The 16,415-nt window shown below is 49.8% G+C and carries 16 protein-coding genes; 9 read left to right on the top strand and 7 right to left on the bottom strand.

What is annotated here, in order from left to right:
- Window positions 1–33: 33 nt before the first annotated feature.
- From ACQUQM_RS04205 to ACQUQM_RS04195, 3 genes are read left to right on the top strand one after another with little or no spacing between them, the layout of a single operon-like run.
- The gene (locus ACQUQM_RS04205; protein WP_432473234.1) at window positions 34–1,455 is read left to right on the top strand and encodes a sensor histidine kinase; all 1,422 of its coding nucleotides are present in this window, start codon (window positions 34–36) and stop codon (window positions 1,453–1,455) included.
- Window positions 1,448–1,951 carry a hypothetical protein gene (locus tag ACQUQM_RS04200; RefSeq protein ID WP_432473233.1) on the top strand — a complete coding sequence of 168 codons (504 nt, stop codon included), beginning with the start codon at window positions 1,448–1,450 and terminating at the stop codon, window positions 1,949–1,951. Before ACQUQM_RS04205 ends, ACQUQM_RS04200 begins: the two co-directional genes overlap by 8 nt.
- Before the next feature lie 5 nt (window positions 1,952–1,956).
- Window positions 1,957–3,342 (top strand): sigma 54-interacting transcriptional regulator, encoded by a 1,386-nt coding sequence (locus ACQUQM_RS04195; RefSeq protein ID WP_432473232.1) that lies wholly within the window; start codon window positions 1,957–1,959, stop codon window positions 3,340–3,342.
- A 44-nt stretch (window positions 3,343–3,386) separates the two neighbouring features.
- Here the strand turns inward: ACQUQM_RS04195 and ybaK are convergent, their stop codons facing one another.
- The 4 genes from ybaK to ACQUQM_RS04175 are packed head-to-tail and all read right to left on the bottom strand — an operon-like array spanning window position 3,387 to window position 5,913.
- The gene (ybaK, locus tag ACQUQM_RS04190; RefSeq protein ID WP_432473231.1) at window positions 3,387–3,863 is read right to left on the bottom strand and encodes a Cys-tRNA(Pro) deacylase; all 477 of its coding nucleotides are present in this window, start codon (window positions 3,861–3,863) and stop codon (window positions 3,387–3,389) included.
- Window positions 3,864–3,891: 28 nt separating this feature from the next.
- Complete coding sequence (locus ACQUQM_RS04185; protein ID WP_432473230.1) at window positions 3,892–4,461, bottom strand: hypothetical protein; 570 nt, start codon at window positions 4,459–4,461, stop codon at window positions 3,892–3,894.
- 10 nt (window positions 4,462–4,471) lie between these two features.
- Complete coding sequence (locus ACQUQM_RS04180) at window positions 4,472–5,005, bottom strand: BPSL1445 family SYLF domain-containing lipoprotein (protein WP_432473229.1); 534 nt, start codon at window positions 5,003–5,005, stop codon at window positions 4,472–4,474.
- A 47-nt stretch (window positions 5,006–5,052) separates the two neighbouring features.
- Window positions 5,053–5,913: a LysR family transcriptional regulator gene (locus ACQUQM_RS04175; RefSeq protein WP_432473228.1), complete on the bottom strand. Its 861-nt coding sequence runs from the start codon at window positions 5,911–5,913 to the stop codon at window positions 5,053–5,055.
- Between the two features lie 111 nt (window positions 5,914–6,024).
- Here ACQUQM_RS04175 and ACQUQM_RS04170 point away from each other — a divergent pair, with 111 nt between their 5' ends.
- A complete protein-coding gene (locus tag ACQUQM_RS04170; protein ID WP_432473227.1) occupies window positions 6,025–6,816 on the top strand; it encodes a glutathione S-transferase family protein in 792 nt (263 codons plus the stop codon).
- Window positions 6,817–6,822: 6 nt separating this feature from the next.
- On the opposite strand, the gene ACQUQM_RS04165 is transcribed toward ACQUQM_RS04170, so the two are convergent.
- Complete coding sequence (locus tag ACQUQM_RS04165; RefSeq protein WP_432473226.1) at window positions 6,823–7,041, bottom strand: DUF3820 family protein; 219 nt, start codon at window positions 7,039–7,041, stop codon at window positions 6,823–6,825.
- Between the two features lie 153 nt (window positions 7,042–7,194).
- Here ACQUQM_RS04165 and ACQUQM_RS04160 point away from each other — a divergent pair, with 153 nt between their 5' ends.
- From ACQUQM_RS04160 to ACQUQM_RS04145, 4 genes are all read left to right on the top strand, one after another.
- Window positions 7,195–7,446 (top strand): hypothetical protein, encoded by a 252-nt coding sequence (locus ACQUQM_RS04160; RefSeq protein ID WP_432473225.1) that lies wholly within the window; start codon window positions 7,195–7,197, stop codon window positions 7,444–7,446.
- Window positions 7,439–9,475 carry a sulfatase-like hydrolase/transferase gene (locus ACQUQM_RS04155; RefSeq protein WP_432473224.1) on the top strand — a complete coding sequence of 679 codons (2,037 nt, stop codon included), beginning with the start codon at window positions 7,439–7,441 and terminating at the stop codon, window positions 9,473–9,475. Before ACQUQM_RS04160 ends, ACQUQM_RS04155 begins: the two co-directional genes overlap by 8 nt.
- Window positions 9,476–9,517: 42 nt before the next feature.
- Window positions 9,518–10,768 (top strand): O-antigen ligase family protein, encoded by a 1,251-nt coding sequence (locus tag ACQUQM_RS04150; protein ID WP_432473223.1) that lies wholly within the window; start codon window positions 9,518–9,520, stop codon window positions 10,766–10,768.
- Between the two features lie 123 nt (window positions 10,769–10,891).
- On the top strand, window positions 10,892–11,722 hold the full coding sequence (locus ACQUQM_RS04145) for an MOSC domain-containing protein (RefSeq protein ID WP_432473222.1): 831 nt from the start codon (window positions 10,892–10,894) through the stop codon (window positions 11,720–11,722).
- A gap of 14 nt (window positions 11,723–11,736) precedes the next feature.
- On the opposite strand, the gene ACQUQM_RS04140 is transcribed toward ACQUQM_RS04145, so the two are convergent.
- Entirely contained in the window at window positions 11,737–13,614 is a 1,878-nt protein-coding gene (locus tag ACQUQM_RS04140; protein ID WP_432473221.1) for a tRNA(Met) cytidine acetyltransferase TmcA, read from the bottom strand.
- A gap of 204 nt (window positions 13,615–13,818) precedes the next feature.
- Between ACQUQM_RS04140 and ACQUQM_RS04135 the strand changes: the two genes are divergently transcribed.
- Window positions 13,819–15,255: an FGGY family carbohydrate kinase gene (locus tag ACQUQM_RS04135; RefSeq protein ID WP_432473220.1), complete on the top strand. Its 1,437-nt coding sequence runs from the start codon at window positions 13,819–13,821 to the stop codon at window positions 15,253–15,255.
- On the opposite strand, the gene ACQUQM_RS04130 is transcribed toward ACQUQM_RS04135, so the two are convergent.
- The gene (locus tag ACQUQM_RS04130) at window positions 15,214–16,410 is read right to left on the bottom strand and encodes an FAD-dependent oxidoreductase (protein ID WP_432473219.1); all 1,197 of its coding nucleotides are present in this window, start codon (window positions 16,408–16,410) and stop codon (window positions 15,214–15,216) included. The two genes, ACQUQM_RS04135 and ACQUQM_RS04130, sit on opposite strands and share 42 nt — an antisense overlap.
- Window positions 16,411–16,415 lie beyond the last annotated feature (5 nt).

Here is a 16,415-nt window from a genome sequence, read left to right as displayed (position 1 = left end):
TACAACCAAATTCAGGGATTGGATCTATACAATATGGCTACCGCTGACGCCTCCCCCTGGCGTACCCGATCGCTACTGCAACTGGTAGTACTGGCATTCATCCTGGTAGTAATGCCCCTGGGAGTGCTGATTTACCAGGCGACGGACTCGATGGTGACACTATCCCGCCTTGGGCGGGAGCAAGCCCAACAAGCATTAGAATTCCTGGGTCGGGGGCAGCAGCTGAAAAGCCTGTCTGAGGATCTGGTGCGTTCATCGAGGCAATATGTCGTTGTCCAAAAACCAGAAATTCTTAAACGCTTTAACAGCCAGCTAGAGCAATTCAGCGAGCTATTGCAGGTTCATGCTTTTTTGATCGATTCAAATACCATCTCCGAACTGCTTGAGCTGACGCAAGACCTGAAACAAAAAAAACCCAATAAGAAAGGTGTCGATCAGGTAATCAAACTGGTTGCCCTGACCAGCACCCTTTACGATGACACCCGCCAGAGACTGGAACAGCGGCTTGAATCGCTTAATGCCAGAGCCCAGCACCAACAGAACCTGCTCTGGTTACAGGCAGGACTGCTGATTCTGATGTCTTCAGTACTGATCCTGTTCTTCAGTATCCGTATTACGACACCGGTTAAACACCTTAAGAAACGTATTCAGGCATTGGGCTATGGCCAGAATTCACTCGGCATATCTTTCAGCGGACCCAGGGAGTTTATCGCACTTAATCAGCAACTGGACTGGCTGGAAGAACATCTACAGCTATTGGAGCAGGAAAAACAAGCCTTTCTGCGGCATATGTCCCATGAGCTTAAAACACCACTGACTACTCTGCGTGAAGGTACCGACCTGTTGGCAGAAGAGCTGGCCGGACCGCTCAATGATAGCCAGCAGGAGATCCTTCAGCTGATGCAGCAAAATGGCCTGGCATTGCAATCTCTTATAGAACAATTACTTGACTACAACCGCCTGCAACATAGCGGCGAGCCGGAATATTCAATATCCCCAGTAGGACCAATAATCAAAGAAGCACTTGCTGCCCATCAATTATTATTACAACAAAAGGAAATATCAGTCGCTTTACCCGAGAATGAAGTGGAGTGCCGGGTCGATAAGGGGTTATTATTACGCACTTTGAGTAATCTGATTTCCAATGCTGCGGTATATGGTAACCAGGCTGGCGCTCTGACCGTTGATATGGTTGATAGCAAAGAGCTGTTAATGATCGAAGTTTCAAATACCGGCCCAACCATCCCGACAGAGGATCTGGATAAGCTATTTGATCCATTCTATCAGGGACAAAACCGTCGCCAGGGATCTATCAAGGGTTCGGGGATCGGCCTGAGCATTGCCAGAGAAGCTGTACGCGCCCAGGATGGCGACCTTATTCTGAACAAAAACAACAACGGGGTTGTCAGTTTTATAATAACCCTGCCAAAAAAAGAAGCTGAGACTGATGATTAGAACATCCATACTGATCGCTATTGCCTTCGCCCTGGGCGGATGCCAGGTCAAAGACTCACTCATCAAGGCCGGTGATACTATCAGCTGCGCTGTAAAACCTGGTGACATCGGTCACTGGGTATCTCTTGAACAACGTTATCAGAGCGCGGCAGAAGCACAGAAGGTGAAGTTACTCGCCAAGGCACGAAAAGATTCAAACCCAACGCCCCTGGCTATTTTACTCAGCCAGCCTGGCAACTCTGAAACAGAACTATCAAGATCACTGACGCTGTTCCGCAAGATGGAACTGCAACCGGATTCAAACTGCCTGACTGATCGCTATATTTATGTACGCTACCAGTATGCTCGCGGGACTTTGCAGCTACAACAGAACCTCAACAGCACGACCGCACAACGTAAAGCACTACTCAATGAGCGTAACAAACTGCTCGATCAGATCAGAGCCCTGACTGAGATTGAAAGAGATCTTTCAATCCAGAAAAAAGAGGATAGGTAAGTAAGATGTCTACTCAACCACTTATTCTGATTGTTGACGACGACACCGGAATACTAAAACTACTCAGTCTGCGCCTGAGCGCGTCAGGCTATCGAATAAACACCGCCAGCTCCGGTGCCGAAGCACTGGAACGAATCAGGGCAGAAAAACCTGATCTGGTGCTGAGTGACCTTAAAATGGATGGCATGGACGGCATGGCTCTATTCGCCGCCGTACAGGAACTTGATCCGGCACTACCGGTGATTATCATCACCGCCCACGGCTCTATTCCCGATGCGGTTTCTGCCACCCAGGAAGGTGTCTTCGGATTCCTCACTAAGCCGATCGATAAAGATCAGTTGCTCAGCACTATTGCTTCAGCACTGGCTTCAGTTCATAAGCAAAGTGGCACCTGGGGCAGCAACATAGTTACCCAGAGCCCGATCATGCAACAGCGCTTATCCCAGGCACACCGGGTCGCTAAATCCAATGTCAGCGTACTGATAACCGGCCCCAGCGGTAGCGGTAAAGAGTTGATGGCAAAGGCGATCCATAATGCCAGTGACCGGGCTAGCGGGCCCTTTATAGCGATTAACTGTGGCGCACTGCCGGAACAACTGCTTGAGTCTGAGCTCTTCGGCCACGCCAAAGGCGCCTTTACCGGTGCGGTCAGCCAACATGAAGGCCTGTTTCTAGCGGCTCAGGGCGGCACCCTGTTTCTCGACGAAATCGGCGATATGCCAAGCACGTTGCAGGTTAAACTGCTCAGAGCCTTGCAGGAAAGACTGATTCGACCAGTAGGGTCGACCCAGTCTATTGAGGTCGATGTCCGAATCATCTCTGCCACTCACCGCGATATAGAGATTGCGATGCAGGACGGCGAATTCAGAGAGGACCTGTATTACCGCCTTAACGTGGTTAACCTGCAGTTACCGCCATTACGCGACCGCCCGGAAGATATTCCATTGCTGGCCAGGCACTTCGTTGAAAAATCTGCACAGCGGCATAACCCGAAAGTTAAAGGCATATCCCCTGCCGCCATTCATTTATTGGCACAAGCCGCCTGGCCCGGTAATGTCCGGCAACTGGAAAATGTTATTGAACAGACGGTAGCCCTGTCCAGCGCACCGATTATCAGTGAAGGACTGGTCAATCAGGCCCTGGCAAATCAGGATCGGGTAATTCCATCCTTCAATGAGGCCCGTGCCACCTTTGAAAAGAGCTACCTGACTAAAGTACTGCATATCACCGCGGGCAATGTTACTCAGGCAGCTAAGATTGCTCAGCGCAACCGCACCGACTTCTATAAACTTTTGAATAAACACGACCTTGAAGCGTCACAATTCAAGACGTCTGCGAAAAAAGAGAAGATCGGCGAAGATACAGATCTGCTACATAAAAAAACCGGCTAACTTTATTTAGCCGGCATTTTCTGGATCATTTGCTGCTATATAGTTTAGCCGCGGCCTATATCCGCGAAACCCGCTGCCGTCAGATATTGCAGGTCAGCGGGTTTTAACTCAATTTCAAGGCCACGCTTACCGGCACTGACATAGATAGTATCTTGTGCCAGCGCCGTTTCATCAATCAGTGTTGGCAACCGCTTCTTCTGCCCTAAGGGGCTTATCCCTCCAACCAGATAGCCTGTTGTCCTTTGTGCCTGTTGAGGATCAGCCATTGCGACTTTCTTTACCTTGAGCGCTGTAGCGACAGCTTTAAGATCTAGCTGACCGGATACAGGTACAACCGCAACCGCCAGTTGTTTGTTATCACCGTTAAGTGCTACCAGCAAGGTTTTGAATACCCGCTGTGGTTCGAGCCCCAACACAGCAGCAGCTTCTCCGCCATAGGAATCAGCCTTTGGATCATGCTTATACTGGTGGGTTTGAAAGCTTATCTTAGCCTTTTTTGCGCTATTGATTGCGGGTGTCATGCTTAGGTTCCTTCATACTTAGACTCCGCTATTCTGTCGATCCACTTAACACACCATCAGCTATATCGATGACATCGATAATAGTGCCATCGCCTTCCAATACTTTTATCACCTTAGTACCTATGCGACGGTACTCGGCACCGCCGGTCCGGTTCAAAATCAGATCCAAATCATCCGGTAACGCTTCAGACCCGTCATACAACTCTTCATCCAGTACTTCACCAGCTGCAACCTTTTTTTGCCAGCCTGGGGGCAGTTCACCACCTCGCGCCAGTTTTTTCTGCAATCCCCGGGGTAACGAACGGGACTTATCCTTTCCTCTGCCCTGCCCCTTGCTGTCCACTCCGGACTCGTCGTTTCCTTCCAGAAAGTAACCACGAATGCGCGCCCGCTCATAGGAAGAAAAACCTTCGTTATCAAACCGTTCTGCTGCATCGCCAGATTCAACTTTCTCAACGGCTGAATGCTCACTTTCCTTCGGCGTATGTTCTTGCTTCCCCTGCCCGGCCCAATCCGGTTTCTTAGCCAACACTGGCTGGGCATATACTCCAGCAATCAGGGTAAGGGAAAGACTGACTATCGCGGTTACCTGTCTCATTAATTCTCTCCTAGCGGGCAATCTGGCTTATTTTAGAACCTTCAATACTGAGGTTATACATCAAACCTTTATTGGAAAAAATGAAACCAATAATCGGCTGCTGAATAGTATTCGAGTCTATTTCACCACCGGCACCGAGGGTAGCTATTGCGACACTGCCATCAACCCCCGCTTCCCAGCCATCGCTGTTACGAAAATGCTTAAGGGCATCCTGACTCATAAACAAAATAATCTCAGACTTAATCTGAGCGCCTAGCTGAAACCCGATCGAGGCGGACGCAACATTATAGTAAGCAACTGTTTTACCACCCACTCGCAGTGCACCTTCGCCATACTCACCGCCTATACCAAAGCCCGCTTTATACACTTCAGGAAAAACCAATACACCCGCCGCTTTTGAAATTAATTCTTTACCCGCAGGGCTGTGCCGATAGAACTCTTTAAGCGCTTGGTTTGCTTTCGCATTTATTTCCTGGGATGAGGCGGCGAACACTTGATGTGAAAACAGCAACAGTACTGTTAATAAGCTGGCAAACAATCTCATAACGGCATCCTTTTTCGCAAAATTGTGTGTCAAGTATGGGCTACAGATTAACCCGCGGCAAACAATTCCCGATCAGCTGCCAGCTGGCTACCAAGCCATTCAATAAAAGCCCGACTCCGGGCCATTTGCGTTAGCTGAGGATGTTGAAGTAACCACAGCTCACGTAGTGCTTGCGGCTGGCTTAGTTGAGTTAAGCCATAACTGTTTGCCAGAAAACAGGGCAGATAAGCGATACCTACCCCTTGCCGTACCGCCTCAACCGAGCCGAGCCCGATATTAGTACGTAATACCGTGCTGACATTTTTAAAATGCTTAGCCACCCATCTGGCCTCAGCCAGATCCGCATACTGCTCATCCAGGCATACCCATTGCCGATCCTTTAAAGGTCGGTCATCACCAGCACCTGGTTTATCGTAAACTGCGTAGGCGATATCTATTAATTTACTAATCACCAGATTACCGCTCTCCGGCCGCCCCATTCGAATAGCAATATCAGCTTCCCGCCGGGTCAGGCTCAACTGACTGGCATCGGCAATAAGTTCCAGCTGGATATTAGGATAACGGCGTTGAAAGCCACCGATCCTGGACAACAGATAGCCATTTATAAAAGTACTGACCGAGGTAACACGCAAGCTTCCGGACAGCGCCTGATCACGACCACCCAGCCGCTGATCAAGCATACTGAATTGCCGCTCCAACTCAGTTGCTACCTGCAAGACCTCGGTACTGTCGTCACTGAGTATATAACGGCCGTTCTGCCGATGGAAAAGACGGCAGCCAAGATCAAGTTCCAGCTGCTGGATACGCCGGGCAACGGTCGTGCTATTAACCTTGAGTTTAGCGGCAGCGCCATTCAGCGAACCTTCCCGGTACAGGGCCAGGAAATATTTAAGATCATTCCAGTTCATACTGCATTATTGCATTGTTACTTTGCATTTTTATAGGTTTTAAATGCATTAATGCACTTTTAGACTATTAATCATCAATTCAATCCGTTAATCCAGAACAGGTGCATACTTATGATTACCCTTTATACCCACCCCATGTCTCCCTGCGCCCAGAAAGTAAGAATTGTACTGGCTGAGAAACAGCTCAGCTGGCAACCGCGCCTGATAAACCTGCAACAAAAGGAAAACCTCGAACCCTGGTATTTAGCGCTTAACCCTCTGGGCGTTGTACCAACATTGGTAGAAGACGAAACGCCCATTATCGAATCATCCATCATCTGCGAGTACCTTGAAGACCGATACCCGGAAATATCCCTCAGACAAGGTTCTGCGGCAGAAACCGCTCAGATGCGATTCTGGATGAAACACATAGACACAAAACTTCACCCCTCCTGTGGAGCTCTGCAATGGCCATTGGTGATGCGCCCGGCTTTGCTGGAAAAAACCGCAGAGGAGCAGCAAGCGTTAATTAACCAGGTGGTCGAAAAACCTCGCCGAGAACGGCAACGCAGGTTACTCGAACAAGGCCTGCTGGCGCCTGATGTGGTGGATGCAGTAAAAACTTACGCCACGACTATCGATATGATGGAACAAACCCTGAAACGGCAGGAGTGGCTGGCAGGAGATCAGTTCTCTTTAGCAGATTGCGCTATGGCCCCCTACTTTCAGACCATAAAGCAGTTTGGCTGGGAAATATTCTTTGCTTCTGCACCGACAGTTGCCAAATGGTTTAATGCAATCAGCAACCGAAAATCATACCAACTCGCCGTCAGTGCAGATTTCTCCGATCAACTATGCACAGAACTGCTACAGACAGGGGAGGAAGCGCTGCCGATAATCCGGCAGCATCTGGGATTAAGCTGATCCACACTACCTGTTTCGAAGAGGTCTCAGGACCTCCTCCAAACCATTGAGCTTCACTTCATATAGAATGCTAAGCAGAATCCCAATTTCGCCTTCAGGAAAACCTTTGCCGGCAAACCAGACCAGATAGGGTTCCGGCAAATCAACTAAAGTCCGCCCCTGATATTTACCAAAAGGCATCTTCATATTTGCCAGTTTCTGTAGCCGTTCAGGGGTAATATCCATAGCCGTCCTATTCAGTCGATCATTAAGTAGCTCAAAAAGCCCCATACCATAGCAGAATCATCGCCACTGCAGATAAAAATTCTCTTCTCCACCTGCCACTTCAAGATCAACGGCTATACTTAAAAAGTCGTTAGCGGCGGGGGGATTATTGCCATGAAAAAAGCAGAGCGCTATCTTCAATTCGGCCTGGTAACTGTTCTTGTTACTCTGTTGTTGATGAACCTGATATCTGCACAGAAGGTCTATCAGACCAGCCAGTCGATAAAAACCGACACCGTTGGTGGCTCCAGTCTGGCAGAGCGCTACCTTATGCTCGGTGACTGGCCTGAAGCAGACAATTACCTGCATCCCATCGAACAACATAGTCGGTTTCTCATCGATTATTCCGGTCTGAAAAATGACTAGCGAAAGTTCTCTGCCGGCACAGATCACGGTCAAACGAACCTTCTGGCGAACCGCTTTTCTAATGCTTTTGAGTATCGGCTTGCTGCTTTATTATCGCCAGATTCTCCAGTTTTATACACCACTGGCCATTGCCGATACTATTACTCATATCAAACAGGAGCATCTGCTGAATACGGCCCTGATCCTGGACATTGTCTATTTTATTGTGGTCGTGATCAGCCTGCATCTGTTTTGGGTAATGCTCATTACCATCAGCTGTATTCCCTGGATAAAAAGTAACTACAGTGACAATACCAAGACCCTGATCTGGTTAACTATTTTCACCACTCATCTGACACTTAGCCTGGCCCTGAACTCGATCCTCTACCCAACCTCGCTGCTTGCTTTTCTCCGGGATACTTTGCTCGACTCTTGGGCAGCGGTTATCTTACTGGCTATACCCAGCGGGCTGTTATTGCTCCATGCACTATGGCAACTCATTGGTCGTTTCACTACATCAGTTCTGTTCACCATTCTGACAGCAGGTATTCTGACGGGCCTTAATTCATATCCCGGATACCAGGAAAAACAACAATCACCCAATATCATCATTATCGGTATAGATGGCCTGAGGCCGGACCACCTGGCACACCGGGGAATGACGCCACAGCTGGCCCCCGGGCTTAACAGCTTCCTTAGTAATTCAATCATCTTTGATAAAACCTATACCCCTATGGCGCGAACCTATGTTGCCTGGATGAGTCTTCTGAAAGGTCAGTATCCAGTCACCCATGAAGCCCGCTTCAACCTGACAGACCCCGACATAGTCGATAAAAAATTTCCATTACTGCAGCAACTGAAAAATAAAAATTATCGAACCCTATACGCTATGGATGAACGCCGCTTCAATCATATCGATGAGGAATATGGCTTCGACCGGGTGATTGGACCAAAGCTGGGAGCTGCTGATGCAATCATTACGCACTCTGCAGATCTGCCTCTGGTTAATCTGTTGGTGAATACCTCACTGTCTGAATACCTTATGCCTTTCCTTAATCTTAATCGGGCCTACGGTAAAGCCTATAACCCTGAAAACTTTAATCAACGCGTTATCTCCAGCATGGCAACTGATCGGCCTAACTTTGTGGCAGTGCATTTCTGTATGTTGCACTGGCCCTATACCTCCCGGGAATTTATTGCTGACCTGCCGGTACCCTGGCAAGGCAATTACAATCATTATATGTATCAGGCAATGCTGCCAAAAATGGACGCACAATTCAGCGCTTTTATGGATCAACTAAAACGCAGCGGTCAGCTGGACAATGCTCTGGTGTATGTATTCTCAGACCATGGTGAGGGATTTAATCTACCCCGGGACCAGCTTACAACCTCCAGCACTGAGCCGACAGAGCTTCAGGTTAATGCCTGGGGCCATGGCACCAATATACTTAACCAGCCCCAGTCAGAGGTGTTATTGGCGTTCAACCGTTTTCAAGATGGTGAGCCCGCTATTGCTCCCGCTATCGTCGACGGGCTTTATTCGCTAATCGATATTGCGCCGACACTGTTCTCTCAACTTGGCTTATCCAATCCTGCCCACGCCTTCGATGGTGAAGCGTTGCATCCGGAAACCGTTCCGAATATGAGCAATGGGGACAGGTTGGTCTTTACCGAATCATCGATTCCGGTAAAAGCCATCAACACCAGTTTCATCGATGAAAAGAAAGTAGTCAGTGAAACAGCCTCTAAATACGAGATAAACAGTCTCGGGCGGCCGCAATTAAAAACTGAGCTCTACCCTGAATTGCTGGAAAAAAAACAACGCGCGGTTTATTCAGATAACTGGCAGCTGGCAATACTGCCCGATCAGCAACAACCTGTTCTGGTGAATACCCAATCCCTCCAGTTGCACCAGCTCAGCGACTATAAGGGTGATGCTCCCTGGCAAGTGATGCTACGGGCCCTGTGCGAGCACTATCAGGATGACCCGGGATTTGATGAGCATGGTTACTGTAAGCAAGTCGAAACGATGGCTCATAGCCGCTATTGAATATCCATCCTGGGGGGAAACGTGACAAACCAGATGAGTTCAATGCTTACTAAAGCTGACAAAAACCGCTCTGTTGCAACACTGCTGGTATGCATATCAGTTGCCGTCTGCCTCAGCGGGGTCGCTAACAGCTTTGCCACTGCGTTCTATGTCGCCATCTATGAACTGATCTTTATCCTTTATTTTTATCTGCTGGAACACAGAATCATCACGTTCAGATGGCTACGCAATGACAAGCCACTTTTAATACTGACTTTATTCTGGCTTATATTATTAACATTATCCCTGCTTCAACTGTTCGCGAATGAAGCGCCATACCTTCAGTTACTGGCTGCCAGCCTCAAGTATGGTTTCATTTTAATCCACATTTTGTTCGCCCTGTGCCTGTCCAGCTATTTAAGCAGTTTAAAATATCCCGCTTCACAGGCTTTATATTCTATCCCTGTCGCTGTATGCATTATCGCCTTAGTATATTTTTTCAGTCTCAGACTTTTCCCTCCGGTTACAGGATTTGATTTCATTGAAAATCCTCCCCTTGCAACCAATGTTCGTCATATCGGTTTTATCTGCACTGTTGGTGCTACGGTATCCGGATTCTGGATATTGAATTTATCTCTGGAAAACCGCTTCAGTTTGATAGCAATTTTACTAACCCTTATTAATTTCAGCCTGCTCTTCTGGTTGGGGGGAAGAACAACTATCGGCTCAGCTTTGATTAGCCTGACACTCGCGGGGTTCTTCCTAAAATACCTGTCAAAAATCAAACTCACTAACGTCCTGCTGTTACTGCTATTAATCTTCAGCGCAACCTGGATCGCCACATTCACCTCAGTATTTCCATGGAATGACGCTACACAGGGAGTCAATTCACTGCCTACGGACAATGAAGGATATAACCGTTTTACTTCAGGCCGACTGGATATGTGGCGATTGGCAATCAATGCGGCCCTTGAGTCCCCCTGGCTGGGGCTAGGGCCTGAAGGGTATAGATTCATACCTGATAAGCAGATTGGAGTTCAGCCTCACAATCTGTTTGTGCAGCTTTTTGTTGAGTGGGGATTTCTTGGCGGCGCGGCCTTTCTGTTATTACTTGGCTACGGACTTATAAAATGCCTGATGATTACCTGGCGCTGCCGCTATAGCCAAGACAAAAGCAGCCTGCCTGCTTTAATGGTTGTCATAGCACTTACACTGCACAGCCTGACTGATGGCACCTACTACCATGCACAGCCTCTGTTCCTCCTGGCACTTGGTTTTTCTATTTTTCCTGCGTTGTCACATAAGACTGGATAATCAGCGCCATATAATTGCAGCCGATAGTCACCAAGATCCTAACCAACAAAGACTAAGCATTCCTGCAATTACGTTATACTGCCTGATCACCCGATCCTGAATCGACCAGTAGGGAAACATAAAATGCAGGCAACGCTGTCGGAACTACACATCTATCCACTGAAATCTACGGCAGGTATCAGTATCAGCAGAAGTGCCATTAATGAATATGGTCTGGCCTTTGACCGCCAGTTTGTGCTCAGTGATAGTCGGGGAAAGTTCATTACCGCCCGAACCAAACCGGCCTTGCTTAAGATTGCGGTTGCCCTGACTCCCACGGGATTGATCCTCACGGCCCCCGAAATGCAGCCGCTGGAGATCCGGTACGCGGAATTTTCTGCTAACTATTGCCGGGTTACTATCTGGGGCGATGAAGTGTCGGCACAGCATTGTGGGCGAAGCTACGATCACTGGTTTTCCGAATACCTGCAGCAGGACTGCCAGCTGCTGTTCTTCGGCGAACAATCCCAGCGCCTGACCGCTATCGCTGACAAACCAGTGGCCTTTGCCGACGGCTTCCCCCTATTGCTTATCTCTCAAGCCTCTCTGGACGACCTCAACAACCGTTGTCAGAATACAATCACTGCTGCCAATATGCGGCCCAACATTGTCATCAGCGGTACTGAAGCTTATGCCGAGGATCACTGGAAGCGCATCCGTATCGGCAGCGTTGAGTTTGCGGTAGTAAAGCCTTGTGGTCGCTGTATTCTGACCACCGTTGATCCTGAAACCAGCGAACGCAATGCCCTGCGCGAGCCTCTCAGCACTCTCAAACAATATCGAATAGGTCGCGATGGTGAAGCCCACTTCGGTCAGAACCTGATCCCGCTTAACAGTGGAGTAATTGAACTCAGTGATGTTATGGAGGTACTTGAGACGCAAACGGCAGAAGGCTATCAGGATCTTAGCAACTAACAATTAGGCCCCGGTCACTCCTGTTTTAGCCGGGTCATCAGGTCCGGTTCCAGATCAGCCAGCTCCCCTTTAGCAAGTTCCGGCAATGCCTGCTGCCATTGCTGTTGTACCTGTTGCTGAAATTCAACACCCTGCTCTGAGACTCCCTTCAACATCACGCCAGCATGGGTACCGCTGACTTTATCCCGGGTAAAGCCAACCCGGGCCACGATCATACCGGCCCGATTCCAGAAATCATGTAAGCCGGAAGTCAGACCAAAACTGGTACCCAGCCAGTCGATAGCCTGCTGCCGGGCAGCACACTCGATATAGTGCAACAGGTTCAGGCCAATCCCTCGGCGCTGTAACGCAGGATGAACAGCGATTCGCATAACTCTCAAACCGCTATAACTTGCCGCCGCTTGTATACCGGAATGAGCTAATAAGGTCTGTGGGATAAGATGCCCACGGGGGCGTCGCTTACCCGCCATAATCGCAGCAGCCAGATCCGGCTCAATCGGCCCCTCTTCCGCGACCAGCGCCGTTGCCAAAAGATGTCGTTCTGATCCGCTATTAGTGGCGGTGTCAGAAAATGCCGCCCAGACCTGAAGGTTGGGACTATCCAGCATAATCCTCAGATCACCGGGAGTAGTACGATAATGTGCCAGCACTAACAGGCCAAACAGCTCCTCAAGCAAGCCAGGATCAGCGATCACCTGATCACGATTCAGGCGACGATAGCTGATAGCGCCACCCTGCACTGACACCTCGGAGGCAGGCTCTGCATCAAGAAGCAGCGCGCTATAGGTAAACTGCTCCAGTGGGTCATCGTTCGCCCAGCGAATAGGTTGCGATAGTGTTAACGATAACCAGCCAGGTGTTAACCGATCCAGCACCTGACGGAACCGGACCGCAAAGCCCTGCCCGGTTCCTTCATAGCCATGAATAGTGGATGCGAATATTATTCTGGGATACTGCTCCAGCATCTGTTTCAGTACCGGCGCGGGAATTGCTGCGGCTTCATCTACCAGCAACAGATCCGCCCGCGGCCGCTCAGCCAACAGCTTATCCGGCGTATAAAAACAGATCTGCCCTTGCGCGGTATGAATCAGGCCGGAGTTTTGCTCACAGGGCTGTGATTGCTGCTCTGCGAGCATCATCAAAGGTTGAACTGCGGCCTTTGATGGCGCAGTAACCGCTATATCTCGGTATCCGGCCTGCAACAATTTGGCGGCAACAATCCCCAGCGCTGCAGACTTGCCTCGCCCCCTATCAGCGGTTATCACAACCGGTTCCGCAGAAGACGTCAATAACGGCTGTTCAGGTGACAAGAAGTGCCTGACTATCTGCTCAACCATTTGCTGCTGATCATCACTGCGATAAGGTGGCAGAAAGTCTGTTCTGGGATCAGGTTGATCAGGGAGCCATATCTCAGGTAATGGTTTATCTTGTTCAACCAATGTCAATCGCTCATCCAGCCCGATACAACGTCGCAGATGAGAGATGAATCGCCGACCGACATCCTCTGTTCGGTAGGGGGTTGTTGCAATACTCCGGTATTCCGGATCATCGTAGGCTTGCCAACTGTCCAGCGCGGGTATTACCAGCACCAATATGCCACCGGCCACAACAATGCCAGAGGTCTGGCCAAAAGCGTTGGGATTGAAACCGCTCCAGCTATCAAAAATTAAAACCTCACGTTCCTGCCCCAATACCTGATGTGCCTGCTTCGGGCTTATCTGCTCCATCCCGATACAAGGCTGCATCCCACCCACTGCCTGATCGCCGATCCAGAGACAATTTTCTGCGGCGCTGAATGCGCGATGCAATAACCGCTCTGACCAGTTTTTTTCACCACTGATCAGTAACAGCTGCCGCCAGGGAGAAAATCTCTGAACTTGCTGTAAATGCATGATAAATTGACAGACAGGCTCAATCCCGGTCACTGATCTATCCTTATAGGAATGGCAATATAAAATAGCTGGTACCGACCGCTGACAAAAGGCGACTGGCGAGAAGTGTAAAAAGTCTACACTGCTCTTTCTCCGAGGCCCAGTCAGATCCGCAGAAAAAACATAAGCTGAACCTTTAACAGGAGGGTTATATGGGAGAATCGGATGCACTCTGACCTTTGCCTGGTACTGGATCAGGGCAGCCACAGTAGCCGCGCCCTGATATTTGACCGCTTTGGAGTCTGTCTCGCTCAGGCTGCTGTGCCGATACATATTCAACTTACCCCGCCAAACCATGCCGAACAGCAACCGGATGAGATTCTTCTAGCGTTAAAACGCGCAGCTCTGGAAGCCTTAAGCCGCTTGAATCAAACAGATCGATCCAGGCTGAAATCCGCGGCCCTGATTACTCAACGATCAAGTGTACTATGCTGGGATGCCGATAGCGGCGCAGCCCTGACCCCGGTACTCAGCTGGCAAGACCGTCGCGGTAGTCATTATATCGATCAGCTTAGCGACCAGAGTGAATGGATCCGAAAAGTCACCGGGCTCTACCCTAACGCCCATACCCCGGCATCTAAACTACGCTGGTGTATGGAACACTTTAAATTCGAAACCGCCAGCAACCGTATAAAATACGGCCCGATCAGTTCCTGGCTGATGAAAAACCTGCTGCGCGAGCAACCCGACCTGATCGATGGCGTCACTGCTGCCCGTACGATGCTTTACTCACTGCAACAAAAAAACTGGGATCAGGAGCTGCTGGATCTATTCAAATTAGAAGAATCGATGCTCCCGACGATACTCCCCTGCCAACACCATTATGGTCAGCTTAAGCTGGCCGGATGTCAGTTACCGCTGGAGTTTGTCAGTGGTGATCAGGCTGCAGCGCTGTTCGCTTTCGGCGACCCGACTCCGGAACAACTATTTATCAATCTCGGCAGTGGTGCCTTTCTCAACCGGGTGCTACCGACCCGTAAGCAACAACCTCCGCTACGTCTGCTACACCACCTCATTCTGGCCGGGAACCGCTCACGCTTCAGCGCGGAAGCCACCATCAACGGTGCGGCTAACGCCCTCGACTGGGGATTTAATACCTGCCGCCCCCATAGCCGTAACCTTGATCAATGGGCAACTGAGATTAAACACCCGCCACTGTTCCTGAATATGATCGGCGGTGTCGGTTCGCCTGACTGGTGCCCCCTGGATCGCTCGATCTGGATTGACGAAAATGAAGAGGACCCTAAAGCCCGATTAGTTGCGGTACTCGAAAGCATTCTGTTCCTGATTCAACGCAACATGAGCGCTATGGAAGAACTTGATACTCCGACCTCAATTCTGGTCGGCGGTGGTATTTCCAGCCTTAACAGTTTATGTCAGAAAATGGCTGATCTGACCGGTATTCCGGTAACCCGCTACCAGGAAATTGAGATTACCGCCCTGGGAGCTGCCTGGCTCGCGCTACCCAACAGCCATCGTAGCCAAAAACCGGAAAAAATATTTAAACCTTCTGAAAATAAGCCACTGAAACAACGCTACAAGCGCTGGTCTGAACAGTTCTCAGATCATCTCGAACGGGTTATCCCGCTCGCGGATGGCTAGCGTTCGTGACAGTGAAATAGTTGCGGTTGAAACCCCCGACGAAGGCCCTAAACGATCGGCAAGCGAATCAACCAGTCCCTCTGATACAGCCCGATAATCGGTCAACTTACCACCGTACAGGGCAACCACTTTAGGATTATCGGGGCAATCATAATAGATCCGGGTTTCCCGGACCCGGGAAAAAGCGGCACCACCAGCCACGGGCAGAACCCTGACCCCGGCAAAGGTTTCATCAATACTCAGATCTGCCTGTGGAAAGTAACGGTGGACGGTAGTAAGCAGATAATCTATCTCTTCAGCCGAAGCAGACACACTGCCAGGCTCCCCGGTAAACGGTTGTTCAGTTGTGCCCACCAAAGTCTTTCCCTGCCATGGCAGCAGGAAGATAACCCTACGGTCTGCAGCCTGCAGATAAAAACATCGTCGACTAAGCTGTGAACGCAGCACAAGATGACTACCGCTCACCAATTCTATAGCTGGCAACCGTGGCAGCCCGGGGTTAATCCTCGTCATCACATGACTCACCCATGGCCCGGCCGCATTGATCATGACCTTAGCATGAAAACTAACCTCCTTTTCATTAAGCAGTGCATCAACCCGTACCGATCCATGTCCGATATGGGCTGCAACCATCTGTGCAGGGCAACAAAAGTTCGCCCCCAATTCCCGGGCTGAAGCTTTAACCGCCAAAGTCAGCAGGCGGTCATCCGTTTGTGCATCTCTATAACAATAAACCGCTTGTAGCTGATCCTGTTGCAGGCCATCTAATTGCGACCATTGATGGCGGGGCAGATGGGATGAGGCAAACGGACTTTCACCGGCCAGTACCTGATACAGGCCAAGCCCAAGGCTGATTTGCCAACCGGGGTAATAACTATCGCGATACCGGGGAATATAAAAATCGTTCAGTTGCACCAATTCAGGGGCTAACTCCAACAACAAGCGACGCTCACTCAGACACCTTCGCACCAGGCCCAACTGACCGTTTTGCAGATAGCGCAGCCCACCATGAATCAGTTTACTGGAACGACTGGAAGTCGCACTGGCCCAGCCGGTTTGTTCCAACACCAACACTGAATAACCAGCTGCCGCTGCAGCCTGAGCAATTCCAACCCCGTGAATCCCACCGCCGACCACCAGAATGTCATAGACCATTACAT

Origin of the sequence: Amphritea sp. HPY (assembly GCF_050870985.1) — a bacterium.
GTDB lineage: Bacteria > Pseudomonadota > Gammaproteobacteria > Pseudomonadales > Balneatricaceae > Amphritea.
Note: the sequence above shows the minus strand (reverse complement) of the source record. Positions and strands in the feature narration are given on the sequence as shown.